Source organism: Cytobacillus citreus, assembly GCF_018343665.1.
GTDB classification, from domain to species: Bacteria; Bacillota; Bacilli; order Bacillales; family Cytobacillaceae; genus Cytobacillus; species Cytobacillus citreus.
The window spans coordinates 746,715-772,521 of record NZ_JAGYPM010000003.1; the positions used below are offsets into that span (position 1 = coordinate 746,715).

25 protein-coding genes and 1 other annotated feature are annotated in these 25,807 nt (G+C 36.2%); of the genes, 3 read left to right on the forward strand and 22 right to left on the reverse strand.

Annotated features, from left to right (window positions below; all coding sequences use genetic code 11):
* Positions 1–102 precede the first annotated feature (102 nt).
* The gene (gene sspI, locus KHA94_RS15265; protein ID WP_213102977.1) at positions 103–309 is read left to right on the forward strand and encodes a small acid-soluble spore protein SspI; all 207 of its coding nucleotides are present in this window, start codon (positions 103–105) and stop codon (positions 307–309) included.
* Positions 310–511: 202 nt separating this feature from the next.
* Here the strand turns inward: sspI and KHA94_RS15270 are convergent, their stop codons facing one another.
* Together KHA94_RS15270 and KHA94_RS15275 are read right to left on the reverse strand one after the other, a co-directional pair.
* Positions 512–1,597 (reverse strand): M42 family metallopeptidase, encoded by a 1,086-nt coding sequence (locus KHA94_RS15270; protein WP_213102978.1) that lies wholly within the window; start codon positions 1,595–1,597, stop codon positions 512–514.
* 452 nt (positions 1,598–2,049) lie between these two features.
* Positions 2,050–2,286, reverse strand: a complete 237-nt coding sequence (locus tag KHA94_RS15275; RefSeq protein WP_213102979.1) for a type 2 periplasmic-binding domain-containing protein — start codon at positions 2,284–2,286, stop codon at positions 2,050–2,052.
* 76 nt (positions 2,287–2,362) lie between these two features.
* On the opposite strand from KHA94_RS15275, the gene KHA94_RS15280 reads away from it, so the two are divergent.
* Complete coding sequence (locus tag KHA94_RS15280) at positions 2,363–2,581, forward strand: hypothetical protein (protein ID WP_213102980.1); 219 nt, start codon at positions 2,363–2,365, stop codon at positions 2,579–2,581.
* Between the two features lie 120 nt (positions 2,582–2,701).
* Here the strand turns inward: KHA94_RS15280 and KHA94_RS15285 are convergent, their stop codons facing one another.
* Positions 2,702–3,193, reverse strand: a complete 492-nt coding sequence (locus KHA94_RS15285) for a dUTP diphosphatase (RefSeq protein WP_213102981.1) — start codon at positions 3,191–3,193, stop codon at positions 2,702–2,704.
* 160 nt (positions 3,194–3,353) lie between these two features.
* On the opposite strand from KHA94_RS15285, the gene KHA94_RS15290 reads away from it, so the two are divergent.
* Positions 3,354–3,770 carry a sigma-w pathway protein ysdB gene (locus tag KHA94_RS15290; RefSeq protein ID WP_213102982.1) on the forward strand — a complete coding sequence of 139 codons (417 nt, stop codon included), beginning with the start codon at positions 3,354–3,356 and terminating at the stop codon, positions 3,768–3,770.
* Between the two features lie 94 nt (positions 3,771–3,864).
* On the opposite strand, the gene KHA94_RS15295 is transcribed toward KHA94_RS15290, so the two are convergent.
* The 19 genes from KHA94_RS15295 to pnpS form a co-directional block, all read right to left on the reverse strand.
* Positions 3,865–4,434 carry a TVP38/TMEM64 family protein gene (locus KHA94_RS15295; RefSeq protein ID WP_213102983.1) on the reverse strand — a complete coding sequence of 190 codons (570 nt, stop codon included), beginning with the start codon at positions 4,432–4,434 and terminating at the stop codon, positions 3,865–3,867.
* Between the two features lie 64 nt (positions 4,435–4,498).
* Positions 4,499–4,771 (reverse strand): DUF1294 domain-containing protein, encoded by a 273-nt coding sequence (locus KHA94_RS15300; protein ID WP_213102984.1) that lies wholly within the window; start codon positions 4,769–4,771, stop codon positions 4,499–4,501.
* A gap of 472 nt (positions 4,772–5,243) precedes the next feature.
* Entirely contained in the window at positions 5,244–5,603 is a 360-nt protein-coding gene (gene rplT, locus KHA94_RS15305) for a 50S ribosomal protein L20 (RefSeq protein ID WP_213102985.1), read from the reverse strand.
* 25 nt (positions 5,604–5,628) lie between these two features.
* Positions 5,629–5,829, reverse strand: a complete 201-nt coding sequence (rpmI, locus tag KHA94_RS15310) for a 50S ribosomal protein L35 (protein ID WP_009333215.1) — start codon at positions 5,827–5,829, stop codon at positions 5,629–5,631.
* Between the two features lie 15 nt (positions 5,830–5,844).
* A complete protein-coding gene (gene infC, locus KHA94_RS15315; protein WP_213102986.1) occupies positions 5,845–6,348 on the reverse strand; it encodes a translation initiation factor IF-3 in 504 nt (167 codons plus the stop codon).
* Between the two features lie 152 nt (positions 6,349–6,500).
* Positions 6,501–6,630: a sequence feature (ribosomal protein L20 leader region), on the reverse strand.
* Between the two features lie 299 nt (positions 6,631–6,929).
* Entirely contained in the window at positions 6,930–8,861 is a 1,932-nt protein-coding gene (gene thrS / locus KHA94_RS15320) for a threonine--tRNA ligase (RefSeq protein ID WP_213103267.1), read from the reverse strand.
* Between the two features lie 502 nt (positions 8,862–9,363).
* Positions 9,364–10,239: a sporulation protein YtxC gene (ytxC, locus tag KHA94_RS15325; RefSeq protein WP_213102987.1), complete on the reverse strand. Its 876-nt coding sequence runs from the start codon at positions 10,237–10,239 to the stop codon at positions 9,364–9,366.
* 649 nt (positions 10,240–10,888) lie between these two features.
* The gene (gene dnaI / locus KHA94_RS15330) at positions 10,889–11,818 is read right to left on the reverse strand and encodes a primosomal protein DnaI (RefSeq protein WP_213102988.1); all 930 of its coding nucleotides are present in this window, start codon (positions 11,816–11,818) and stop codon (positions 10,889–10,891) included.
* Entirely contained in the window at positions 11,818–13,236 is a 1,419-nt protein-coding gene (locus KHA94_RS15335; protein ID WP_213102989.1) for a replication initiation and membrane attachment family protein, read from the reverse strand. Before KHA94_RS15335 ends, dnaI begins: the two co-directional genes overlap by 1 nt.
* A 291-nt stretch (positions 13,237–13,527) precedes the next feature.
* Entirely contained in the window at positions 13,528–13,989 is a 462-nt protein-coding gene (gene nrdR, locus KHA94_RS15340; RefSeq protein ID WP_213102990.1) for a transcriptional regulator NrdR, read from the reverse strand.
* A 434-nt stretch (positions 13,990–14,423) separates the two neighbouring features.
* Entirely contained in the window at positions 14,424–14,798 is a 375-nt protein-coding gene (gene speD / locus KHA94_RS15345; protein ID WP_213102991.1) for an adenosylmethionine decarboxylase, read from the reverse strand.
* Positions 14,799–15,277: 479 nt separating this feature from the next.
* Positions 15,278–16,309: a glyceraldehyde-3-phosphate dehydrogenase gene (locus KHA94_RS15350; protein WP_213102992.1), complete on the reverse strand. Its 1,032-nt coding sequence runs from the start codon at positions 16,307–16,309 to the stop codon at positions 15,278–15,280.
* Positions 16,310–16,497: 188 nt separating this feature from the next.
* Positions 16,498–17,097, reverse strand: coding sequence for a dephospho-CoA kinase (gene coaE / locus KHA94_RS15355; protein ID WP_213102993.1), 600 nt, complete (start codon positions 17,095–17,097; stop codon positions 16,498–16,500).
* Between the two features lie 19 nt (positions 17,098–17,116).
* Entirely contained in the window at positions 17,117–17,752 is a 636-nt protein-coding gene (gene ytaF, locus KHA94_RS15360) for a sporulation membrane protein YtaF (RefSeq protein WP_249365510.1), read from the reverse strand.
* 361 nt (positions 17,753–18,113) lie between these two features.
* Positions 18,114–18,941: a DNA-formamidopyrimidine glycosylase gene (mutM, locus tag KHA94_RS15365; RefSeq protein ID WP_213102994.1), complete on the reverse strand. Its 828-nt coding sequence runs from the start codon at positions 18,939–18,941 to the stop codon at positions 18,114–18,116.
* Between the two features lie 99 nt (positions 18,942–19,040).
* Complete coding sequence (gene polA, locus KHA94_RS15370; protein WP_213102995.1) at positions 19,041–21,674, reverse strand: DNA polymerase I; 2,634 nt, start codon at positions 21,672–21,674, stop codon at positions 19,041–19,043.
* Positions 21,675–21,893: 219 nt separating this feature from the next.
* Entirely contained in the window at positions 21,894–22,829 is a 936-nt protein-coding gene (gene hflC, locus KHA94_RS15375; protein ID WP_213102996.1) for a protease modulator HflC, read from the reverse strand.
* Complete coding sequence (hflK, locus tag KHA94_RS15380) at positions 22,829–23,809, reverse strand: FtsH protease activity modulator HflK (protein ID WP_213102997.1); 981 nt, start codon at positions 23,807–23,809, stop codon at positions 22,829–22,831. Before hflK ends, hflC begins: the two co-directional genes overlap by 1 nt.
* A gap of 226 nt (positions 23,810–24,035) precedes the next feature.
* Positions 24,036–25,805 carry a two-component system histidine kinase PnpS gene (gene pnpS / locus KHA94_RS15385; RefSeq protein WP_213102998.1) on the reverse strand — a complete coding sequence of 590 codons (1,770 nt, stop codon included), beginning with the start codon at positions 25,803–25,805 and terminating at the stop codon, positions 24,036–24,038.
* Between the last annotated feature and the right edge of the window lie 2 nt (positions 25,806–25,807).

Here is a 25,807-nt window from a genome sequence, read left to right on the forward strand (position 1 = left end):
GCTTTTATATCAATTTTCTTATTATAGCCCATTTCAAATACATAATAAATCCAAAAATAGAAATCATAATAACGAATTGAAACATTTTAAGGAGGGCAAGAAATGAACTTAAACTTACGAAATGCAATTATACACAATGTTTCCGGCAATTCAATGGATGAACTGAAGGATACAATTGTTGATGCTATTCAAAACGGGGAAGAAAAAATGCTGCCTGGTTTAGGGGTACTGTTTGAAGTAATCTGGAAAAACTCCTCTGAACAGGATCAGCAGGAAATGCTGCAAACGTTGGAGAGCGGATTGAAATAGTGAACGGCTTCTAAACACTTTTTTAGAAAAGGCACATCGAAACTTCACAGCTATTTAATTCGTTAATAAACTTAAACATACTCATTAAAGAAAAAATACCGCTTGTTATTCATAAACAAGCGGTATTTTTAATTTAGTTTTCACATTTACAGGGGCATAATTTATATTAAAATTCAAAAATGATCTTTCTTAAATAATATGATCAATGAAACGTAAGCTTATCAACTGTTTCTCTATCCAATCGCTTGATAACTTCCGCAATAAGCTTTACTGCATTCTCATAGTCATCTCGATGAAGCATTGCAGCATGAGAATGAATATAACGAGTTGCGATTGTAATAGAAAGCGCAGGTACACCGTTATGTGTTATATGAATCGCACCTGAATCTGTACCTCCGCCAGGAACTGCATCAAATTGATATGGAATATTTAATTCATCTGCTGTATCTGTTACAAAGTCACGCAACCCTTTATGAGAAACCATTGATGCATCATAGAGAATAATTTGTGGACCTTTTCCCATTTTACTTAGTGCTTCTTTTTCCGTAACTCCTGGTGTATCTCCAGCAATTCCTACATCAACACCAAAAGCAATATCTGGCTCTATTTTTTGAGCAGATGTACGAGCACCACGCAGTCCGACTTCCTCTTGCACTGTTCCAACTCCATAAACAACATTCGGATGGTCAGTGTCTTTTAAAGTCTTTAATACATCAATTGCGATTGCACAGCCTATACGGTTATCCCATGCTTTCGCAAGCAGCATCTTTTCATTATTCATCACTGTAAATTCGAAGTATGGAACAACCATATCACCAGGTTTTACTCCCCAGCCCTGTGCTTCTTCACGGCTAGAAGCACCGATATCAATGAACATTTCCTTAATTTCAACAGGCTTTTTACGCGCTTCTGGTGAAAGAATATGAGGAGGCTTTGATCCAATAACTCCTGTGACATCCCCTTTACTTGTCACAATCGTTACACGTTGGGCAAGCATTACTTGAGACCACCAGCCACCAACCGTTTGAAAACGAAGAAAACCTTTTTCATCAATATTTGTAACCATGAAGCCAACTTCGTCTAAGTGACCAGCAACCATAATTTTCGGGCCGCCTTCTTTCCCAACCTTTTTCGCAATTAAACTGCCAAGACCATCTGTTGTCACTTCATCAGCATATTCACTTATGTATTTTTTCATCACTTCACGCGGTTCACGCTCATTGCCAGGAATCCCTTTTGCATCTGTTAATTCCTTAAGCATTGTTAATGTTGCATCTAGTTTTGTCATTATTTCGACTCCCTTAATATATATTCAAATTTATTATACAAAAGACAATCATGAATATAAAGAATTATTAGAAAAACTTAACTTTTCATATGTTTATACATAAGTAATAAACTTAAAATTTCCTATTAATTCAAAGGCAATGTTAAACTTCTCTGTTGATTTCCGCTGCAGGCACTAAAGCGTAGCGGGCGGTCCGGAAGCCTTCTCGTCGCTATCGCTCCTGTGGGGTCTCCCTTTGACTCGCTTCTCCCGCAGGACGTTGAATAATCCTCCCCGAATAAACATCGCACGAAGGAAATGCGAATGCATTTTCGAGGATCTCGCGCCTGCAGTGTGAATCAACAACAAAATAGTATTATCAACACTGAGCTTTAACACAGCCAATCAAAAAGAATTTCAAGTTGAAAAGTGCTTTTTTATTTTGTACTTATTAAAGTGTATTTATTAGCTAATTAAAACCGACTTCCTTCTAAAAGATAAATACTTTTCACAAACTCAGTAAATTTCTTAACATTATTTGAAATACTATCATCACTTTTTCTGCTGCAAAGAAATACAGGCCGGCTTATTTCAACTCCTTTTACCTTAACTCTGCCCACTTCCCTACGTTTTACATATTCTTCAACCCCTAATGAAGGAGCAAGCATTGCTCCATATCCAGCCATAACGGAACGCAGCGATTCATTCAAACCATGAAATTGTAATCCGATATTTGGAATACTTTATTATATAAAAAACCACCACACTTATATAAAAGCTGTTCAATTGACAAGAGTTTTAATTTTTGGAAGTTGTACTGGAGGTTTTATCGTCTATTACCAAACAGGCTTTATACAATGGCCTTATTCCATGGCTTTCGGCTCTATTATTGGTTCTCAAATTGGTCTATTTATTTTGCCAAAAGTTTCTATGAAAATAGCAAAAACCTTATTAATTACAATTCTTTGTTTATTAATGGGGCAGATGATTCTAAAAATAATTTAATGGCCAATACAAACTACCACAGCAAAAAAACTGTGGTAGAGAATAATTTTATAGAGAAGCGATTATACTTCTTTTTCAATAAAAGCCTGAAGGAAGTTCAATCTATCTTAAAGTACAGCTTCAATATCCTTGCTTCTGCCTCTCATAATTAACCTCATTTTTATCAATATATGCCTTTTCCATTGCTTCTGCATTAATTCCTAGCAGCTCACCCAAATGAATATATGCCTGAAAAAGTTTTTTATAATCTTCCAATGATTTGCTATGTTTGAATTTACTAATAAGATCATATACAAATAAAAACTGATCATTTAAGCTACTTTTTCCTGCTACTTCACCTTTAAAATCATCCTCTTGGTCAAAGCCGCACTCTAGCCCAAGGGAAAGAATAAAATGAATACCATCAACAAATTCTTCTAATATTATTTCCTGTGGAGATGAAGACTTTAAGCTCCAAAATTTAAAACACCTTGTTTCATTCGCCAATTCCCCTAATTCTACTAATAAAGCAAGCACTTTTCGTTCAAATAGATCTTCATTATGTAATTGATGCTTCGTTTCTATATGCTCGTCTAAGCCTTTTTGCATAGCCAATAATTTTTGATAATTCATAAGAACACCATCCTAATTGTTATTAACTTTACACCACTTTAGTCCAGTAATTAACTTAAACTTTTCTACTAGCCACAAAAATTATATCAAAAAGAAAAAAAGTTGAAACTTTTTGTTGAGTTATTCGTAATGAATAGAAAATACTTTGGAGGGTCTTGTTATGATGTGGCTGATACGTCTCCTGCTATTTGCACTCATTATTTTTCTCATATACAGCATCATTAAATACCTTTTGAACCCGAAACGCAAGCTAGAACTTGCACATGAGCAAAAACGGTACTTTTTTTTAGATGATCAAGACAATGTACGTAAAAATTTTCTAATTACCTATAAAGGCGTCCTATTTGAAGGGGAAAAATATTTAGGAACAACCGAAAACGCTTTCGAAGTGATTTCTATATTTATTTGGCCTCATAGTGTTGCTGCTTTAAAAGGGATGGTGCGTGAAGATTTACAATTTATTGAAAGAAAAATAGTTGAAAATTACCCAAATGCTAAAATTGACTGGAAAAGCCCGATTAAAGAGTTCATGGAAAAGAGCAAAAAGCCTGAAACACCTTTTAGTGAACATAACTGAGATTCATTAATCTAAAAGGATAAACTGATAAAACGAAAGAAGGGGTGTCTCAAAGCCGAAAAGTCGACTTAAGAGATGCCCCTTTACTTTTAACTTATGCTGTTTTAAAAAATTCTTTCCACTTTATGATGGTGACTTTTTCTCTTAATATAAATACAAGAATTCCTAAAGAAAATAAAATAAGGAGAATCATAGATGGAGTAAAGCGACTAATAAATTCACCAAACACTGTATAGAAAATGGCTAATGGAAAATTTGTTATCCATGAGTTTTTCAGATAAACATGGAAGCTTCTATTTCGCTCAATTAAACAGAAGTTTAATAAGTGGTAATGAATAAATGGAATAAGCCTTAAGACCACAACCTGGCCTACGCTCAAATTACGATACTCACCGAACCACCGTTTTTTCAATTTCGATAGTTTCGAATGAGTTTTTGGCATACGGCTAATGAGAAAATAAAAGAGGATGCTGCTCATCATTAAACCAATAATGGAAAATATACTTCCAAAAATGCTCCCAAACAATATTCCCCCAGTAATACAAACAAGTGGCACTGGAATAAATAAAAACTGTCTAAGGACATGAAATAATATAAAGGCAATCGGAGCTAATATGCCAGCTGTTTCAACCATCACAAACAATAATGATAACTGATCATTCATTTTCTCACCCTCTTTTTGCTGATTTCCATGTTGTCTCTTACAGCTTATTGAAGGGACGAGATCGTTATGACAAAAGATTAATGAGATATAGGAAGAGGCCTATTTCTACAATTGATAAGAATGGAAGTCCATATTTAAACTGGAAATGCTTTGTTTTATGCCTAAATAATTTCATTCCCAGCGTCATTCCGACCGCTCCAAATAAGAAAGCAACAAGCCACAGAGTCCCTTCACTTATACGATATTGTTTCAATTTAGCCTTCTTCTTATCTACTTTCATTATATAAATTCCAACGAGATTCATTATGATAAAACTGGAAATAATTAATTTAAGCATCGTATCACCTCTGTGAAAATATTCTATCACTCTATAAAATTCTACTATTAAAATGGTTATTATAGCCTTCTTTTTAACTTACAAAATAACGCACTATTTTATTCTAATATGTAGGACACAAATCTCGTAGTAATGGACCGTTTTTCTTCGGAATTGTGCCATCTGTGGTCCATTTGGAACTTTATTGGACCACTTTTCTTCGGAATTTCAACTTATGTGGTCCATTTAGAACTTTAATAGACCACTTCTCTTCGAAATTCTACCTTAAGTGGTCCATTAGGGGCTTCTGCTCTTTTCATATCCGCTTTAGGCCGTTATTAGGACATTTACTATTAAATTGTTCCTAAATGAAAAGCCATCCTCAAAACTTTTGAGAATGGCTTTTCATTTATATTTAGCTCCAGGTACCAGCGACTTGTGACAGCATTTTTATCTGCCTTCCTCATTAGCTAAGCACCTTCTGCTTTTCTTATTACTTGCTTAAGTTTTGTTTTGCAACAGATGCTAATTCAGCAAATGCCTTTTCGTCAGCGATTGCTAATTCAGCAAGCATTTTGCGGTTTACTTCGATGCCAGCAAGCTTTAAACCATGCATTAAACGGCTGTAAGAAAGACCATTCATGCGTGCTGCTGCATTAATACGAGTAACCCAAAGTTTGCGGAAGTCGCGCTTTTTCTGACGACGATCGCGGTAAGCATACATTAATGATTTCATTACTTGTTGGTTAGCAACTTTGTATAATGTATGTTTTGAACCGAAATAACCTTTAGCTAATTTAAGAACTTTTTTACGACGTTTGCGAGTAACTGTACCGCCTTTTACACGTGGCATATGATTTCCCTCCTAATTTCGGATATTACTTAAGATTTACTAGTAAGTTACGGATGCGTTTGTAATCGCCTGAAGAAACAAGAGTTCCTTTGCGAAGTTTACGCTTTTGTTTTTGAGATTTATTAGCGAACATATGGCTTCTGTATGCATGTGAACGTTTAAGTTTTCCAGAACCTGTTCTTTTAAAACGCTTAGCAGCGCCGCGGTGAGTTTTCATTTTTGGCATTAGGGATTCCTCCTCTTACTTTTCAATTTTAGGTGCTAAGACCATGAACATGCTTCGACCATCCATTTTTGGATGTGATTCAACTGTAGCCACTTCATTACATGCTTGGGCAAATTTAATTAAAACGCGCTGGCCAATTTCCTTATGAGTAATGGCACGTCCTTTGAAACGAATAGACGCTTTTACCTTATCACCCTTTTCAAGGAATTTAACAGCGTTTCGAAGTTTTGTATTAAAATCATGTTCCTCAATTGTCGGACTTAGACGAACCTCTTTAACACTGATAATTTTTTGATTTTTTCGAGCTTCCTTCTCTTTCTTCTGCTGCTCGAATTTGAACTTACCATAGTCCATGATACGGGCTACAGGAGGCTTCGCATTCGGTGCAACAAGAACTAGATCAAGATTTACTCGTGAAGCAATTTCAAGTGCTTCGATTTTTGATTTAATGCCTAATTGCTCGCCGTTTTGGTCAATGAGACGAACTTCACGGGCGCGAATGCCCTCGTTTAACAACATATCTTTGCTAATAGTTAGACACCTCCAAGGATTAATGCGAACACAATGTTTGGGTCAAGAATGACTTTTCAAAGGAAGTCAACTGCACCAGACAAAAGCTAAATCGCAAGTATACATAACATTTCTGCTAATAAAAGCAGATTTGTTTTAAACCAATAAAAAAAGTGCGGATGCTAACACCCACACTTTACGGACAAAAATTAAACAGACAATGTTCACGTAAAACCTGCCAACTGCTCTTTGCGTCAATCAGGTGAGAAGCGGGTGCTTCTTCTTTTCCTCAAACTGTATTCAATTACCTTAGCTACTATATCACAAAGGATGATATCATGTCAAACGATCATTTTTATTACAACGAAGAAAATTGTAACAAAAGATTAGAAATCATGCAATACATTTTTGAGATTTAAATATATCACTTAATAAATTTACTATTAAAGTGAAAATCTCAATATTATAGAGAAATACCTTGTTTCATTTTAGTGAAGTTCCAACTTATTGTCCAATTTTTGATTTACTTGTCCGAGGCCGTAATTTTCCACTCTATATAGAAATAGAGAGGCAAAAGCCTCTCCAATTCATTAATTCTTTACTTCTTCTTTCAATGCTGCAATAAAGTCCGCAAAGGAAATCGTTTCGGATTTTTGCTCTCCATATTTACGGACATTGACAGCTTTTTCAGCCACTTCATTATCACCAACTACGAGCATATATGGTATTTTTTGCATTTGAGCTTCACGGATTTTATAGCCGATTTTTTCGTTACGATCATCTAGTTCAACACGGAAACCCTCCGCTTGTAGCTGCTCCTGAACTTGCTTCGCATAGTCATAGTGTACATCTGGTGAAACAGGAATCACTTGAACTTGAACCGGAGCAAGCCAAGTTGGGAACGCCCCCTTATACTCTTCAATTAAGAAGGCTACAAAGCGTTCCATTGTTGAAACAACACCACGGTGGATAACAACTGGTCGATGCGGCTTTCCATCTTCTCCAACATACGATAAATCAAAGCGTTCAGGGAGAAGGAAGTCTAATTGAACGGTTGAAAGTGTCTCTTCTTTACCTAAAGCCGTTTTTACTTGGACATCTAATTTCGGACCATAGAAGGCAGCTTCTCCTTCAGCCTCAAAATAGTCTAGTCCAATCTCATCCATCGCTTCTTTTAACATTGCTTGTGCTTTTTCCCACATTTCATCATCGTTGAAATATTTCTCTGTATCCTGTGGATCACGATAAGACAGACGGAAAGAATAGTCATTAATATTAAAGTCCTTATAAACCTCAAGAACTAATTGAACAACACGTTTAAATTCTTCTTTGATTTGATCTGGGCGAACGAAAATATGTGCATCGTTCAAAGTCATTCCACGTACACGCTGAAGACCGGATAAGGCACCTGACATTTCGTAGCGATGCATTGTTCCTAATTCTGCAATTCGAATTGGAAGTTCACGGTAGCTATGAATGCCATGCTTGTAAATCATCATGTGGTGAGGACAGTTCATTGGACGAAGAACAAGCTGCTCATTATCCATGTCCATGACAGGGAACATATCATCCTGGTAGTGATCCCAGTGGCCAGAAGTTTTATAAAGCTCAACACTTCCCATCACTGGTGTGTATACATGGTTATAGCCTAACCGTTCTTCTTTATCAACAATATAGCGCTCAACAATGCGGCGAATCGTTGCTCCTTTTGGAAGCCACATTGGCAAGCCTTGACCTACCTTTTGAGAGTTCATGAACAAGTTTAATTCTTTCCCAATCTTTCGATGGTCACGCTCTTTTGCTTCCTCAAGCAAGCGTAAATGCTCGGCCAAATCTTCTTTTTTGAAGAAGGCAGTTCCATAAATGCGTTGAAGCATTTTATTATCACTGTTTCCGCGCCAGTATGCACCCGCAATGCTTAATAATTTAAATTCTTTCAGTTTGCCTGTTGATGGGACGTGAACACCACGGCAAAGGTCAAAAAATTCCCCTTGCTCATAAATTGTTACTGTTTCATCAGCAGGAATGGCTTCGATGAGCTCAAGTTTGTACTCATCGCCAATTTCCTTGTAAAGTTGAATCGCCTCATCACGGCTAACTTCTTTACGAACAATATCAATATTCTCGTTAATGATTTTCTTCATTTCCTTTTCAATGACCGAAAGATCTTCAGGTGTTAAAGATTCCTCAAGATCAATATCATAATAAAATCCGCCTTCAATAACAGGACCGACACCAAGCTTAACATTATTATATAGACGTTTAATTGCTTGGGCCATTAAGTGAGCAGAGCTATGACGCAGAACCTCTATAGCTTCTGCACTATCCTGTGTAATAATTTCGACCGCTCCATCTTCTTCAATTGGACGACGAAGATCATACATTTGACCGCTTACTTTTCCTGCAATTGCCTTCTTCTTTAATCCAGGGCTAATTGAAGCGGCAATATCTTCTGTTGTCGTTCCTTTAGGAAACTCCTTTACGGCACCATCTGGAAACGACACTTTAATAACTTCTGACATCATTTTTTCCTCCTCTAAAAAAATAAAAAACCCGCCCCTAAAAAGGGACGAGTTGTTATTAACACGTGGTTCCACCCTACTTCACATTTTCCAATAAGAAAAATGACTTGTAGTTCAATAACGGCTTATTGAGCCGCCAGCCCATACTACTTGACGAATGATAAGCGGCGAATCTCTTCGTCAGCTGCACTCGGTCGGATCCTCACGTATTCGATACGCTCCGGTCCTCTCTCCCTTGCTTCCTTGACCTTCTTGCTTCTCTTTCGTCAAGAGGAAGGTTTTACTGAGAAGGATACAGTTATCTTCAATCAAGATTCAAAACTGGAGTTCAAAGGTGGTAAGCATTCTAATCGTGTTAGGAAGTTTTCAGCCGAGCCTTCCCTCTCTATAAACCGTAAAAAGAATACCCTTGTCCTCATCATAACTTATGAATATTACGAAAAACTGCTTTTCCTATTATGTACGTATTATAGATTGTTATTTCAGGAAAATCAAGGGGACTTTATATTTTTTCATCAGCAATAAATGAAAGCTCTCTTTTATTTTTATAAAATTCATCTATTGATCCAAGAATCAGTCTTTCTTCGAAAATATTATGGATTGTTCTAATTAGCGGTTGTTCAATATCCTCTGAATATAAATAAATAACCGCTGGGGCAATCGAAAGCAACGGGGCAATCGTAACAGAATCAACGTATACTGGATGATTAAACAGAAGTTTTCGATCGATCATTCGTTTGAGATCTGCGCGTTTAATCTCAAAAAAATTCTCATCAAAAAATTGTATTCCATCATCAATTAGTAAATGAATCGACCAGATCTTCTCCTTTCGTCCCGCTAAAAAATCTCTTAACGTTTGAATAAATATTTGGTATTCCTGTTCCATCTTATATTCATCAATCGATATTTCTACATATTTAGCCATCTGGATCATTAATGGGCGCATTCTGAATTTCACAAAGGAATCAAAAGAAAAAGAAATATTTTCATCAAAAAGATCGTTTATCGCTGTTTTTAAATCTCCTTCCATATCAATATCATTTAAAAATGCCGTTAACTCTTCCCTGTTTCCTTCTAACAAAGAGTGAATAATTTCAAGTATTTGCTGCTGTTCTTCTTCATCTTTATAATAATAATGCTCTGACAGAATTCTGCGAAACCAAACATCTTGTTTGCTTTTTTTTATAAACTTATAAAAAACATCTTTTATTATGTTCAAATGATTTTTCATTTTCGGATTAATATTTATTCGTACTATATGTTGATCTTCAATTTGAAGAATATCTTTATTAGCTAGTGTAGAAGATGCAAGATAAAACTGTAAATATCCAAACATATTCATAGCATCTTCTTTCTTCTGGAAAGTGATTTCGATCAACCAAATCCCCCCTGTTAAAAAGTTTCCTGTTATAAATGTATATGGGGAAGTTGGACAAAATAGACTTAGGCTTCTGAAAGTCCTTGTCACGTTTTGCAGGATAATCAGAACAAATGCGCAAGCGCCTTCGGAACAATTAAAGGACAAATTGTTCCTGCGATGAATATTCAAAGAAACTTTCCTTAGTGCTCACCTCCGACAAGCACAAGACGAGCCTCACGGAAAGGTGTTCTTTACCTTTCTGGGAGGATTGATCGAAATGTGAAGGCGACTGTTTAGGGACGACTGCATAAGACGAGCCCTGTAAGAAGACGTTCTTTGTCTTCTGGAAGGGATCGGCTTATGACGCGAGTCCCTAGGAGCCGTAACTAGACAAGCTTGTGACCTCGAGGTCGACAAAAACGCGACGTCCTCCCAAAAGCTTCTCTTTTGGTCGTGCGATGTGGCGCTGACGTAGCTTTCCTTGTCCTGTCGCATTGTCGACACTAGTACGTCCTGTACGTCGGAGGTAGGCGCTGGAGCTGAACGTAGATAAACTATATCTCAAGTTATCAACAGATAGCGAAAATTTAATTTCCTATACAATAAAAAAATAAAGCAAAGGTTCAACTAAGACCTTTGCTTTACTTCATGTTTGTATTAACTATTTTTATACCCTTCTATTTTGACCTTCAACTAAAACGGGTTCAGCTAAATACTTAATTCTTTCCATTACCCGTTTCGCCTTCATTTTTTCTTCCTCGCCGCGCTGGCTATATGTTAAATGATGCTCAAGCTCCTGAAAATCAAAATTAGACGTAAAGAATGTAGGGAGACTTTCTTGCATACGGAATTGAAGAATAGGACCTAGCACCTCATCCCTTGTCCAGCTTGACATGGTCTCGGCACCGATATCATCAAACATTAAGACTGGAGCTTTTTTGATTCTTTCAATCTTTTCATTCAGTGTAGAATCTGCTATCGAGTTTTTCAGTTCTCTAAATAATTCAGGAACATAAACGATCATTGAAGATATTTTCTTTTTTGCGAGTTCATTAGCGATTGCTCCTAATAAATACGACTTGCCTACTCCAAATTTCCCGTGAAAAAACAACCCCTTTTGCCTAGAACCTGGTGTATAGTTCATACTAAACGATGCTGCTTTTTTAACTGCATCAATTCGTTCGGCATCCTTGTAAATTGAAGCAAAAGAAGCCTCAATAATATCTTTAGGAACATACAAGCTTTGAATTAGTTTTTCATTTTTACGTTTTTCATCTTCTACGATCTTCCGAGGGCATGTATCATAATGAATATCAATACTTCCTCTTTGAATGACAAGTTTAGGATGATATCCCTTCATAAAATTCACACAGCCGTCGAGACTAGGACATTTATTACACTCTTTGCTCAGATTGCAATACTCATACAGTTTGACCAAACTTCTCTCAATCATGCTGTCTGTTAATTGGTCCTCATGGCTCTTTAAGAAGGCCTTTACATCTGGATGGTTTAATGTTTGTCTTCGCTGCAGTTCATACCTCTTCTGGAAGTCCTCGTTGCCAGCCAATCTTTTTAATGTATCATTAATTCTTTCCATTACTTACCCTCCTTTCCCGTTTGTAATCTTTTTAATATTTCATTTAATTCTTTCTCTTTCAATTCAAGTTCTTCTTCATTATATTTATTTTTACGTTCTGGGGCAGGATTATCGATTTCTTCAAACCAATCAGGAAGCATTTCTGTTCGGATCACCTTCTTGTTTCCTGCCGATTTCGTTCTTTTCTTCTTCCCTTCAGCCCATTCCATGTATTGTTTATGCTCATTTTTTGCTAAATCGATTGCCTCTTTCGCTGTTTTAATTTTCTTCCTTGCCCAATGGCTAGCGATTTTTTCAACATATCCCTTTGTTAATTTCATATCTGATTTAAGCATAACATACTGAATAAGAACATTAACGACTCCTGGTAAAAGCTTTTGGTGAAACATAACATCTTCAATAATTTGAAGATCTGCTTTAGATGGCTCTGCCCCTCCTGAAATATCCTTAAGAACCTGTCTAGGGGAAGTAATCTCTAGAGCATTCAATAATTCTTCCTCTCTCGATAACGCCTCCTTCTTTTGGATTCTATGTGCAACTGGCTGTATGCGGTCAACAAGAGATGGGAGCTGGTCATTATGTTGAAATTGATACCAATCACGAGCTGATTTTCTCAATTCTTCAATATTAATTTCGTCATCCTCCGTAATGGCACTAATGACGATATTTTTCATTTGAATAGCATCTAATCCATATAAAAATGCAAGATTGCTAATTGCATTCCTCACTTTATTCGTCAGAGCCTTCTTCGGAATGAGAGATTCATTCAATCCTGCTTCAAGAAGTTCAAAATTAAATATGTCATGACTTATTTGAATGGGATCGTTTTCCTCCCTGCCAATAAAACTGTTTCCGTTTGCAGCCTTCATCGCTTGTTCTGTTTCTACATCATAAGAAATTGAATCTATATAAGTGGTCATATATACATCTTGGAATGATTTAGTCACCTCAGAATAATCGTCTTTAGATTGCAAACTATCTTCAGAAAAAAAGCGTTTCAGCCTCGCATACTGATTTTTGCCTATTTTTCTATACAAATATATATTTAACATGCCATCTAAAAAAAATTGCTCCGGTGTTAATGGAGGAATAAGTTCATAAATAAATGACCTTGAACTATTATCCTTTTTTTCATAAACCTTAAGTAGGCCGATCCCCTCAAGCTTTATGCGCGCTTTGTAAATTTCACTTAAGCCTAAGTCCATAAAGTTCATTAGGCTATGATGGGTGTTGGAATTAGACCATAATCTATTTTCTTCCAGCTCAGACCATAGTGTCATATACAAGCTAAAGCAAGTAGAACCGATTAAAGGCTGGTACAAAAAGGTCAGCACTTTCCGGTCATATTCATGCAGAAGTCCTCTAGCGGAAACTGCATATCTGTCAATCGGAAGCATTTCCTGCCAATGCTGGGCCATTGTCATCAACCTTTCATGTGAAAAATACTTAAGCCACCAAAAAAGAGCTAAAGAAATTCTTCAGCTCATAAGAAAAGCGTAAGCGCCTTGCTCACCCCCGACAAGAATAAGACTGGTCGACAGGAAGGTTGCTCTTTAACCTTCTTGGCGGACTGGCTTATGACCTCGAGGTCGACAAAAACGCGACGTCCTGTCGCATTGTCGACACTCGTACGTCCTATACGTCGGGGGTAGGCGCTGGAGCTAGACAGTTCTCTAACTTCAAACATTTACATTTTGAATTAATCAGGATTATTCCTTTTCTTTCTTCATTAATTCCTTTAATTCTTCAATAAAAACATTTATATCTTTAAACTGTCTATATACAGATGCAAATCGAACATAGGCAACATCGTCGATTTTCGCAAGTCTATCCATAACCATTTCACCAACAGATTCACTTTGAATTTCAGAAACACCATTGCTGCGCAGTTCTTTCTCGACACTAAAAGTAATTTCTTCTAGCTCTTTTAGCGCAACAGGACGTTTTTCACATGCTTTAATTAGACCGCGCAAAATCTTTTCACGGCTGAATTCCTCTCTTGTTCCCTCTTTCTTTACAACAATAAGTGGAATCTCCTCGACTTTTTCAAAAGTTGTGAAACGATATCCACACGCCTCACATTCCCTTCTTCGACGAATAGACCTATAATCATCAACCGGGCGGGAATCTAGAACACGTGTATTATTATTTTGACATGAAGGACATTTCATTCAATCAGCTCCGGATTCTATTCGATTTAGAAAAACTTGGCGTTCGCCAAGTCCTTTCGGCGAATGCCTTAGTTTTACTTATGCGATCTTTTTAGCAGAAACCTTATCGAAAATTCATACCCACTTCAGTATCCAAAAAATTAAGTCATTCATATTAGCCAAGAATTGAGATACCTTTATTGTACTATTTTATTGAAAAAAGCCCAATACTTAAAGGGAAAACAATTCACAGCTTTTTTGAAGAATTGACTATGAAGAATTGACTAGTGGTCTTAAATTAAAGGATAAAGTCAGACAATTTATTTATTTATTTAAGATTAAGTATAATTTTTCTCGCGTTTGAGAATATGTCTAACACCTTGTGCTATTTTTAATTGATAACAAAATAAAAAGAGGTGTATCAATACACCTCTGAATTTTTACTCTTTGTCAAATTATAGAGCATTTACTTGTTTAACTTGAACTGGACCCATACCTCGTGGAATTTCAATATTCTCACACGTTTCTGCACCTAACGCTTCTGCAATAAAATTCGCAGCAATGCTAGGGTCAAGATCACCACACGTATATACATCAATGCTGGCATAACCATGTTCAGGAAAGCTGTGAATAGTTAAATGGGACTCAGAGATAATGACAACTCCACTTACACCTTGAGGTGCAAATTTATGGAAAGCAACCTCTCGAACCTCAGCTCCAGACTTTAAAGCTGCATCCACAAAAGTACGCTCAATAAAATCCATATCATTTAACTTTTCAAAATCGCATCCCCATAGTTCTGAGATTACGTGACGACCCATCGTTTCCATATTCAAATTTCCCCCTTTAACAATAATAATGAAATTCTTAATTTCCAGATAACTACCACGGGGGAAAGTTAGTCCAAAGAGGTCCTAACCCTTTAAGTAGCTACTATAAACAAAATAAAGAAGTTCACGAGGACTAGTATACTTTGTTTAATTTCTTTTTGCAATATGATTTCTGAAAAATTGTGAAAGGACTAAAGTGAGTCCCTTTGTATAAGGCTAAAATTAAATTCAAAACGATATGGAAATGTAGAACAACACAAATGAGGCCTGCCATTTGTTGACTGGCAGGCCATCATAAGCTTGTCTAGTTTCGGCTCCTAGGGACTCGTGCCAAAACCAATATCTTCTACAAGACAAATAATGTCTTCTTCAGACAAGTCTTGTGATTGTCAGGTTAGCACCAAGGAAAACTACTTTGAATAACCTTCACAAGAATAATCTGAACTTTGATTGTTCCGAAGGTGGTAACGCATTTCTAATTAACCTACATTTACAGCAGTAGATTTATGAAGCTCTTGTGCTACATATTTCGTAAGGTCAACAACACGGCAAGAATAGCCCCACTCATTATCATACCAAGCTAAAACCTTTACTTTATTTGATCCTATTACCATTGTTGATAATCCATCGATAATAGCTGAATGCTCATTTGTATTGAAGTCAATTGAAACTAAAGGCTCATCAGTAATATCTAATATGCCATGTAATGCACCTTTAGAGGCTTGTTCAAATGCCTCGTTAATTTGTTCAATCGTTACATCAGATTTTAGATCCACAACTAAATCAACAAGAGACACATTCGGCGTAGGTACACGTAAAGCCATCCCATGTAACTTTCCTTTTAAATGAGGAAGTACTAATGATAATGCTTTAGCTGCTCCTGTTGAAGTTGGAATAATGGATTGAGCACATGCACGAGCACGACGCAAGTCCTTATGAGGGTTATCAATATTTTTCTGATCATTTGTATATGCATGAACTGTCGTCATTAATCCATTCTCAATCCCGAACTGCTCATCTAGAACTTTAGCTACAGGCGCTAAGCAGTTAGTCGTACAAGATGCATTTGAAATGATATCATGTTCCTGGATATTTAATGCGTTTTCATTCACTCCCATAACAATCGTTACATCTTCATTCTTTCCAGGTGCAGTTAGGATAACCTTTTTCGCACCAGCTTCTAAATGAAGAGCTGCTTTATCACGAGAGTTAAATTTACCTGTTGCTTCTATCACAATATCAATATTTAATTCTTTCCAAGGAAGCTCCTGAGGATTACGGTTGCTCAATAATTGAACACGCTTTCCATTCACAATAAGCGCTCCATCTTCGGGAATAACCTCTGCTTCAAATCGTCCATGATTTGTATCATATTTTATTAAGTGTGCCAAAGTTTCAGCAGGGTAGCTTGCATTAATGGCAACCACATCAAGTTTATCATCAAGAATGGCCTTTCTAAATACCATTCGTCCAATTCTTCCAAAACCGTTAATTGCAATTTTCGCCTTCATTTTACGGCTCCTTCCGCATAAGTGTTATACTTTTTATTGTTATCTGATGCAATTAGTATAACATATTAATGGACATTTGTAATGATTAAAATATGGATTTTTAATGTTTTATAATTCAGACATATTAATAAACTTATTAATGTACATAATTTAAAATCACATAAAAAAAGAGCCCTTTTTAGGCTCTTTTACAATGCATTCCATTTATTTAATATCTCAATTAATTGCTGTTCGGTTTCTTTAATTGTTCCGCTATTATCAATAACTGCATCTGCTAGCTGGATTTTATCCTTTAACGGCATTTGCGAGTTAATTCTCGCGAGCGCTTCCTCTTTCGAAAGCTGATTACGCTTCATTAAACGCTCCAATTGATTGTATTCGTCAACAAAAACTAATATCGTTTTATCCACCATGTAGGTTAGCTTACTTTCAAACAAGAGCGGAATATCTAATATGACCAATTTTTCACCATTAGCAATAGCCTGATCTTTCTTGGCTAACATTCTTTTTCTCACTGCTGGATGAACAATATTATTTAGCCTTAAACGCTGACTTTCATTATGGAAAATAATCGAGCCTAGTTTACCTCGATCAATAGATCCGTCTTCAAGCAAAATATGATTGCCAAAGTGTGCAATGATTTCATCATATGCTTCTTCACCTTTTTCAACAGCTAAACGAGCCTCTAAATCTGCATCAATAACAGTAATACCTTTATCAATTAGTAAGGAAGAAACGGTACTTTTCCCGCTTGCAATTCCACCTGTTAAGCCAATAATAATGGACATAGACAAGACCTTCCTATAGTTAAATTTTCCAAATCCCAATTACTATTAATAGAAGTCCAGGAACAAACGAGAACCTTTGAATCCAACCGCTATTAGAGAAAACTGATCCCACTTTTAAGCCAAAGTAAACAAACATTGAACTCATAATCGCAACAGATAGTGCTAATAAATACGGAGAATAGCCAAGCAGAGCCGCTCCAATTCCAGCACCGAATGCATCAATCGAAAGTGCAAGCCCAAGCATTAAAGCTTCAATTCCTGTTATCGTTCCCGATTTATCAAAATCTGCCGACATTGGTTTTTTTAAGATATTAATGACTAATCCTAATGATTTTATTTCAAAATTAACGATCGTTTTTTCATGCGGAAGAATATCCCTTGTTTTTTCAGGACGAAAAAATTGAAAAAGTACCCAGGCACCAAGACATATAAGAATAATTCCCCCTATACTTTCTTCAAATGCAGGCGATAAAAATTGAATGGTAATATGGCCGATCGTCATTGCAATCATTAATGCAATTGCTGAGCAACACGCGATTATTCCAATTGATTTAAATGGGATACGCATTTTTCTTAAGCCATAAGTTAATCCAACACTAAAGCTGTCAATACTGACAGCAAACGCTAGTATTAGAAGTGAAATTGTATGCATCATTTGGATAGAACTCCTCCCTGTCAATCGCTAAGATAGTATATGGGTGAAGCCTATCCAATGTTATACGAAATGCTGAGGTACCTTGAAGAGGAAGGTCAACTAAAAACTGCCACGTCCTGTGGCAAACGTCGACGTCGGCACATCCTGTGCAAGTCCGGCAAGCATAAGAAAAGCCGGCATAAAGGTTGTTCTTTAACCTTTGTAACGAATTGGCTTATGACCTCGAGGTCGACAAAAATGCGACGTCCTCCCAAAAGCTGTCTTTTGGTCGTGCGATGTGTATGCTTTCGAAGCTTTCCTTGTGAAGCTAGACAACGAAATGCGGAACCTCCTCAATCAGTGTCTAAACTTTAGAAAAAATTCACTTTTTTTGGCATGTAGGACAGAATACTGTGCCACGGCCACCAACAATAATTCTTTCAAGCTCACTGTCGCATACTTTACAGTTTTCACCTTTTCTTCCATAGACTAAATGCTCTAGTTGGAACATCCCGATTTGACCTTGAGTGTTAACATACGACCGAACCGTACTCCCCCCTTTTTGAACAGCCTCTGCTAATGTTGAAATAATTTCCTTATGCAAGCTTGTCAATTCAGATTTAGTCAAGCTATCTGCCTGTCTTTCAGGATGAATTCGTGCTCGAAAAAGTGCCTCATCAACATAAATATTTCCTAAACCAACAACGACCTTTTGATCAAGGAGAGCAGTTTTTAAATGTCTTTTCGACTTCGCAAGCTTTGCAGCTAAAACCTCTTCCGTAAATGCTTCGGAAAGAGGCTCCGGGCCTAATTGAGATAATGGCAGGAAGTCAAATTCCTGTCCTTTTAAAAAGAGATGCATTGTCCCAAATTTCCTAACATCTTTATAGCGAAGTTCTGTGTCATCCATAAAGTGAAAAATAACATGGTTATGCTTATTAGGCTCATCTATTTTCTTAAAAAGTCCGTAATTCCCCTCCATTCTTAGATGGGAAACAAGGGCAAAATCATCTGTATAAAGAATAAGATATTTACCTCTACGCCCTGTATTGATAAAGTTTTGTCCAACTAAGGCATCTTTAAATTGACCAACCTCTGCAGGATGCTTTACAATTTTGGGCCAAAAAACTGAAACACTCTCAATTTTTTTATTGAGGATTAATTCATGTAATGTTCGGCGGATCGTTTCCACCTCTGGCATCTCTGGCATCGAATCCTCTCCGTTCTTTTAGTAATGTTTAATAAATTTACCTTATTTCAGTAAGAGAATTATTCGAACTTCGATTGTACCTAAGGCGTTTCTCATTTTCTATTTTGCATCGAACCACGTTGGTCCGTATGAAAAATCAACTTTTAGCGGGACTTTTAATTCAACCGCATTTTCCATTACCTCGGGTACTATTTTCTTCAATACTTCAATTTCTTCTTTTGGTGCTTCAAATATTAATTCATCGTGAACTTGAAGCAATAGCTTTGTTTTCAAGTTTTCATTTTTTAGGCGAGCAGCCATATCAATCATTGCTTTTTTAATAATATCTGCCGCACTACCTTGTATAGGTGTATTCATTGCAGTACGTTCTGCAAAACTGCGAAGGTTGAAATTTCTGCTAGTTATCTCTGGGAGATACCTTCTACGGTGAAGCAAAGTCGATACAAATCCTTTTTGTTTCGCATCTCTTACGATCTCTTCCATATATTGTTTTACGCCTGGATAACTTTCTAAATAACGGTCAATAAATTTGCCTGCTTCTTTGCGCGTAATCCCCAGGCTTTGAGACAGACCGTAATCACTAATTCCATACACAATTCCAAAATTTACAGCCTTGGCATGGCGACGCATATTAGAAGTGACTTCCTCTTCACTAACATGGAAAACTTCCATAGCTGTTTTTGTATGAATATCCATATCCTTTTTAAATGCATCAGTTAACTTTTCATCATCGGCAATGTGGGCTAGCACCCTTAACTCAATCTGAGAATAATCCGCAGCTAAGATAACCCAATCCTTTTTAGATGGAATAAAGGCTTGTCTAATTTTTCTTCCTTCCTCAAGCCTTATTGGGATGTTTTGAAGGTTCGGATCCGTCGAGCTTAGTCTTCCTGTTTGGGTCAAAGTCTGGTTAAACCTCGTATGAACTTTCTCATTTTCTTTATTCACGATTTTAAGTAAGCCTTCTATATAGGTAGATTGAAGCTTTCCTAATTGTCTGTAATGAAGAATTTCCTTGATAATTTCATGATCCTGTTCAAGCCTTTCAAGAACATCGGCTGACGTAGAATAACCAGTTTTTGTCTTTTTAAACACAGTGAGTCCTAACTTTTCAAATAAAATAACACCTAATTGTTTTGGTGAATTGATATTAAATTTTTCCCCTGCTAATTCATGAATCCTTGCTTCAATTTCTACAAGCATTACTTGAATTTCCTCTCCCATTTTCCTTAAACGGTCGAGATCCATCTTAATCCCTGTAGATTCCATGTCAGCCAAAATTAGTGATAGAGGCAATTCCAAATCATAGAATAACTCTGCCTGCTGATTTTCCTGAAGTTCATTGTCCAACTTATCCTTTAAAGACATAAGGGCATCAGCATTTCTTGAAAGATGCTCTGCAAGTAAGTCTTCTGCTGGCACCTTTCTTTTTGCTCCTTTTCCATAAAAAGCTTCATTTGATTGAACTGAAGTATAGCCATGGCTTTTTACAACAGATGCGACATCTTCAATCGTTTCGGATGGATTGATCAAGTAGGAAGCAATAAGCAGATCGAAGCTTATTCCAGCTAAATGAATTCCATGATGTCGCAGCGAGACCTCTGATCTCTTCGCGTCATAAACAATTTTCTCCTTGTTTTCATCCTCTGCCCATTGTTTAAAAATTGGCGAAGCAAGTGCTGTCTCTGTTGAAACATAGAAGTTGCCTTTATCATTCGCTATGGCAAAACCAATAATATCTGCATAGTGGTAATTATCTTCCAAAATTTCTACATAAAAAGCATTTTGATCAGAAAAGATTTCCTCTGTTATTTCTTTTACTATGGTAAAATCAATTTCTTCTAGATTTAATTCATCATTACCGACTGTTTCGTCACCAAGCTTGTCTAATAATGAATTAAATCCAAGCTCTTTATAAATGCTAACGACCTTGTCTTTGTCGAATTCTTCATATTCTATCTCGCTAATTTGTATTTCCACTGGAGCTTCTCTCGTAATTGTTGCAAGTTCTTTACTCATTAAAGCCTGGTCCTTAAATTCTTCTAACTTTTCCTTCAGCTTTTTCCCGCTAACAAGATCGACAGAATTAAGAAGAGACTCAAGAGTCCCAAATTCCTTGAGTAATTTTAAAGCTGTCTTTTCACCTACACCCGGAACACCAGGTATATTATCAGAGCTATCCCCCATTAGTCCCTTCATATCAATAATTCGGTCTGGCGTAATTCCATATTTTTCTTCAATATAGGAAGGTGTATATTCTTCAATATCCGTGATCCCTTTTCGGGTAATAGCAACCGTTGTCAAACTTGAGCTTAATTGAGTTAAGTCCTTGTCTCCAGAAATAATCTTCACTTCATAACCGTCTTTTTCAGCTTGAAGTGACAGAGTTCCTATAATATCATCTGCTTCATAATTCTCAAGTTCATACCGTGAAATCCTATAAGCGTCCAAAAGTTCTCGAATAAACGGAAATTGTTCGGATAATTCAGGAGGTGTTTTTTGTCTTCCACCCTTATATTCACTAAACGTCTTATGGCGGAATGTAGTTTTTCCTGCATCAAACGCCACAAGGATATGAGTAGGTTTTTCATCCTCAAGAATTCTTGATAGCATCATTGTAAATCCATAGACAGCGTTTGTATGTATTCCTTTATCATTATTCAGCAATGGCAAAGCAAAAAATGCACGATAAGCAATGCTGTTTCCATCAATTAAAACTAGTTTTTTATTCAAATGAAACCCTCCTATTCGAAAAACTCGGCTTTTGCCATGTTCTTTTAGACGAATGCCTTAATTTTCTTATACGATCTCCTTAGCAGATACAATATCGAAACCTTTACTTCCACTATCAAATGAAAATAAACATAGAATTTACGATTAGCTCAAAAAACCGTTATTTTCTTTCTTTATTTTACCATGAGCAAACAAAGAAAGAAAAATAACGGTTTCGAATTAATTAATATTTCCCATTAGTAAGCGGGCATACGGTGAATCAGACGGCAGTACGATGACCGTTTCGCCGTTAATTGTCTTTTTATACGATTCAAGAGTTCTGTATAAAGAATAGAAGCTTGGATCCTTTGAAAAAGCTTCATTATAAATCTTCGCAGCTCCTGCCTCGCCTTCTGCACGAATCGTTTCTGCATCAGCTTGAGCTTTTGCTAATATTTCTCTAACCTGCTTATCCGTGTTAGCGATTATTTTATTTTTCTCTGCATCCCCTTTTGATAAATATTCTTGAGCTGTTGATTGGCGCTCAGAAATCATTCTAGTGTACACAGATTGCTCATTCTCAGATGGCAAATCTGTTCGTTTAATCCGAACATCGGTCACGACTATTCCATAATTATCTTTTTCTAATAAATCATTTACCTTTTCAGTAATTTGGTCATTTAATGAACCGCGAGATGATTTCTCATCATTAATAATTTCATCATAATTTAAACGACCAAGCTCTGCACGAGTGACAGAATAGATGAATTCTTCCATTCTTGATTCCGCACCTTCTAACGTCCTAGCGTTTGCAATCATTTTCTTTGGGTCTTCAATTCGCCAGACAGCGTAATTATCAATAATCATCCGCTTTTTATCTTTTGTATTAATCTCTGCTTCTGATACATCATATGTTAATTGATGTTTTGGAAGTGTTGTTACACTTTGCACAAACGGAATTTTATAATTAAGACCTGGTTCATCTATAATTCTAACAACTTCACCAAACTGGCGAACTACTTTAAATTCTCCCTCTTTAACAATAAATAGGTTACTTAATATCAACCCAAGCACTATGAGAAGGATAACTAGAAATATCCCGCCTTTAATATATTTTCTCCATTCAAAATTATTTCGGCCATGTTCATTTATATTCACTACATTTTGATCAGACATTATTTCTTTTCACTTCCTTCCTTTTTTTCTTCTGGAAGTTCATTTTCTTTTGGAAGTTCTTTTTCAAGTGGCTGAATTGGGAAGTACTTCATGGTGTTCCCATCATCATTCATGATATATATTTGTGCACTAGGCAGAACTTGCTCAAGTGTTTCTAGAACAAGGCGCTCTTTTGTAATATCTGGATTTTTGCGATATTCTTCATACAACTTATTAAAAACCGCAACATCACCACGTGCTTTTTCCAAGCGTGCTGCTTTCTCTCCTTCTGCCTTTAATTTAATGGCAGCCTCTTCTCCCTTCACTTCATTCATACGTTGATTGACGTATTTATTTGCTTCATTCTTTTTCGTATCCGCTGTTTCACGTGCATCAGTTACATCTGTAAAGGCTTTACGGACTTCTTCATTCGGAAGTTCAACATCTTGAAGCTTTACTGCTAGGATAGAAATTCCAATATCATATTTCTCAATCAGAGATGATAATAAATCTCTAACATCTGCTTCAATATCTGCTTTTCCAGATGTTAAGGCGTTATCAATTGATGAGTTGCCAATAATGCTTCTTAATGAAGCAGATGTTGCATCATAAAGAATTTCTTTTGGATTTTGCGCATTATATAAATATTTTTCAGGATCTGTGATTTTCCATTGCACAACTAGATCTGCTAGAACTATGTATTCATCGCCTGTAATCATTTTTGTTTCTTCAGGAAAGTCTTTCGATTTTCCTTCTTTACCTCCATTACCAAATTGGAGGCTGAAGGTTTCTTTAGAAACCTTTTCAACACTTTGTATCGGCCATGGTAATTTAAAGTGAAGACCAGGCTCCGTTATTCCTTCCTCAACCTTTCCAAAAGTTAAAATTACGGCTTGGTCAGATTCATCAACTGTATACCATGTAGTAAATGCTGTTATACCTAAAATAATAATTAATAGTACAAGTCCAGTTATTGTATAAATTTTCTTTAAGCTGACCATTTTCTCTCCCCTTCCTTTTACTTTTTATAACATTTAATACGATTTATTCTAAAAAAGGTTTCATTTATATAACGAAAAAAGACGAAAGCGGGGTATGCTTTCGTCTTTTTTCATTTTTAGGATGAAAGGGTATTTCACTTATAATTGTAGCAACCATATATTAAGAAGAAGTTTACAATTTGTTAAGATCATGTAAAAAGCACCCTTTTTCCACTTCATCCATTCATTAGCTAATCGGAAATTTTTTATTCAATTCTATTAAAAATCTCGTCCCTTTACCAACTTCACTTACAACATGAATTTTTCCTTTATGCGCTTCTACTAAATGTTTTACTATAGCAAGCCCTAGCCCTGTTCCTCCAGAATTACGGCTCCTAGCTTTATCCACTCTATAGAATCGCTCAAATATTCTATTGATTTCTTCTTTTTCTATTCCGATCCCAGTGTCTTTTACTTCTACAAATATATTTTTTTCTGTTTCCGATATTGAAAGTGAGACATTTCCTCCATTTGGAGTATAAGAAATAGCATTCGAAACTAAATTTATAAAAATCTGTTTCAGCCGATCTGCATCTCCCTCAATGAGCATTGGTTTATGCCCTTTATCAAATGTAATCTGTATTTCCTTTTCTATTGCTTTTTGATTTACAATGGCAATCACTTCATGAAGTGTGTCTGTAATATTAAATGTCTGAATAGTGAGACTGAAACTTTGTTGTTCGATTTTCGATAAATCCAGCAAATCATGAACGAGCGACTGCAATCTGTCACTCTCTTGCAGAATGATTTTTACAAAAGCTTCTAATGCTTGTTTGTCCTCCATGGCACCATCTAAAAGCGTTTCTGAAAAGCCTTTAATTGAAGTAATCGGAGTTTTTAATTCATGAGAAACATTCGCGACAAAATCCTTCCTCATTTGTTCAAGCTTCTTCAAATCCGAGATATCATGGAAGACTAGAAGGACACCCTTCCATACATCATTCGTTCCTATAATCGGCGCACCATATACCTCAAAATAGCGTTTCCTACTTCTTAAAGGAATGATCATTTGCTTTTTTATTTTTTCCTCTGTCATAAAAATCTCTTCTATTAATGAGCTGATTTCTCGATGTTGAATCACTTCATAATAGAGCTTATTTATGAATTCATCAGAATTTGAAACAAAAATTTCTTTATAAGTACGGTTCACTATGTTGATGTAACCTTTGCTATCAATTAATATCAATCCACTGCCCATGTTTTCGATAAGGGCTGCCAGCCGGTCTTGGTGCATTTCCTGGGATTTTCTCATATCCTGCAGGTTCCTTGCTAAGACATTAATTGAAGCACTTAGCATTCCAGTCTCATCAATATGATCCTCATATGTTCGGGCTCGATAATTTCCCTTTGCAAGTTCAATTGCAGCATTTGTTGCTGATTCAATCGGCTTAGTGTAACGTGCTGTAATCCTTGAACCTAATAAAAGGATGACAACAAATGAAAAACCTAGGCTAATCGTTAGCAACCACCATATTTGTTTATAAGCATTATTAATTTCAGTCATTTTTGAACTAAGAAAAATGTAGCCCTCGATTTTACCAGCTTGATACACTGGCTTCCAATAATACTGCAAATCATCGCCGGTAATATCTCCAATTAAATAATGATTTTTACCTTTTTTCATGATCATATCATTAATATTGTTTTGGTGTTCCTCATAGCTAGGTTCTTTTAACTTTCCACTATCATAAATAATGGCTCCTGAAATATCTACAACTGTTACACGAGCATCAAGCATCCCACTAAAATTATCTATCGTTTCATTTTTAAAAGATCGTATACCGCCCTCTTCTTCAACAAAACTTGATACGATTTCGATTTCTTTATTTAATCGCTGATCAAAGGCATTTATATAATAACTTTTGAAAAGTTGCCCTAATAGTAGACCTAATCCGATTAAGACTGCAGATATTAGTGTGATTAGTGCAAAAAGGAGCCGTGAACGAAATTTCGTCATAC

Excerpts from the sequence above, each read along its gene's own strand:
- coaE (WP_213102993.1), bottom strand. The coding sequence starts at position 17,097 with ATGTCCATTATTATTGGCTTAACAGGTGGAATTGCAAGCGGGAAAAGT.
- nrdR (WP_213102990.1), bottom strand. The coding sequence starts at position 13,989 with ATGAAATGTCCTTCATGTCAAAATAATAATACACGTGTTCTAGATTCC.
- KHA94_RS15270 (WP_213102978.1), bottom strand. The coding sequence starts at position 1,597 with ATGACAAAACTAGATGCAACATTAACAATGCTTAAGGAATTAACAGAT.
- rplT (WP_213102985.1), bottom strand. The coding sequence starts at position 5,603 with ATGCCACGTGTAAAAGGCGGTACAGTTACTCGCAAACGTCGTAAAAAA.
- KHA94_RS15290 (WP_213102982.1), top strand. The coding sequence starts at position 3,354 with ATGATGTGGCTGATACGTCTCCTGCTATTTGCACTCATTATTTTTCTC.
- KHA94_RS15300 (WP_213102984.1), bottom strand. The coding sequence starts at position 4,771 with ATGCTTAAATTAATTATTTCCAGTTTTATCATAATGAATCTCGTTGGA.
- thrS (WP_213103267.1), bottom strand. The coding sequence starts at position 8,861 with ATGTCAGAAGTTATTAAAGTGTCGTTTCCAGATGGTGCCGTAAAGGAG.
- hflC (WP_213102996.1), bottom strand. The coding sequence starts at position 22,829 with ATGTCTGATCAAAATGTAGTGAATATAAATGAACATGGCCGAAATAAT.
- hflK (WP_213102997.1), bottom strand. The coding sequence starts at position 23,809 with ATGGTCAGCTTAAAGAAAATTTATACAATAACTGGACTTGTACTATTA.
- KHA94_RS15350 (WP_213102992.1), bottom strand. The coding sequence starts at position 16,309 with ATGAAGGCGAAAATTGCAATTAACGGTTTTGGAAGAATTGGACGAATG.
- speD (WP_213102991.1), bottom strand. The coding sequence starts at position 14,798 with ATGGAAACGATGGGTCGTCACGTAATCTCAGAACTATGGGGATGCGAT.
- pnpS (WP_213102998.1), bottom strand. The coding sequence starts at position 25,805 with ATGACGAAATTTCGTTCACGGCTCCTTTTTGCACTAATCACACTAATA.
- dnaI (WP_213102988.1), bottom strand. The coding sequence starts at position 11,818 with ATGGAAAGAATTAATGATACATTAAAAAGATTGGCTGGCAACGAGGAC.
- ytaF (WP_249365510.1), bottom strand. The coding sequence starts at position 17,752 with ATGATGCATACAATTTCACTTCTAATACTAGCGTTTGCTGTCAGTATT.
- KHA94_RS15295 (WP_213102983.1), bottom strand. The coding sequence starts at position 4,434 with ATGAATGATCAGTTATCATTATTGTTTGTGATGGTTGAAACAGCTGGC.
- mutM (WP_213102994.1), bottom strand. The coding sequence starts at position 18,941 with ATGCCAGAGATGCCAGAGGTGGAAACGATCCGCCGAACATTACATGAA.
- rpmI (WP_009333215.1), bottom strand. The coding sequence starts at position 5,829 with ATGCCAAAAATGAAAACTCACCGCGGCGCTGCTAAGCGTTTTAAAAGA.
- infC (WP_213102986.1), bottom strand. The coding sequence starts at position 6,348 with ATGTTGTTAAACGAGGGCATTCGCGCCCGTGAAGTTCGTCTCATTGAC.
- KHA94_RS15285 (WP_213102981.1), bottom strand. The coding sequence starts at position 3,193 with ATGAATTATCAAAAATTATTGGCTATGCAAAAAGGCTTAGACGAGCAT.
- KHA94_RS15335 (WP_213102989.1), bottom strand. The coding sequence starts at position 13,236 with ATGGCCCAGCATTGGCAGGAAATGCTTCCGATTGACAGATATGCAGTT.
- sspI (WP_213102977.1), top strand. The coding sequence starts at position 103 with ATGAACTTAAACTTACGAAATGCAATTATACACAATGTTTCCGGCAAT.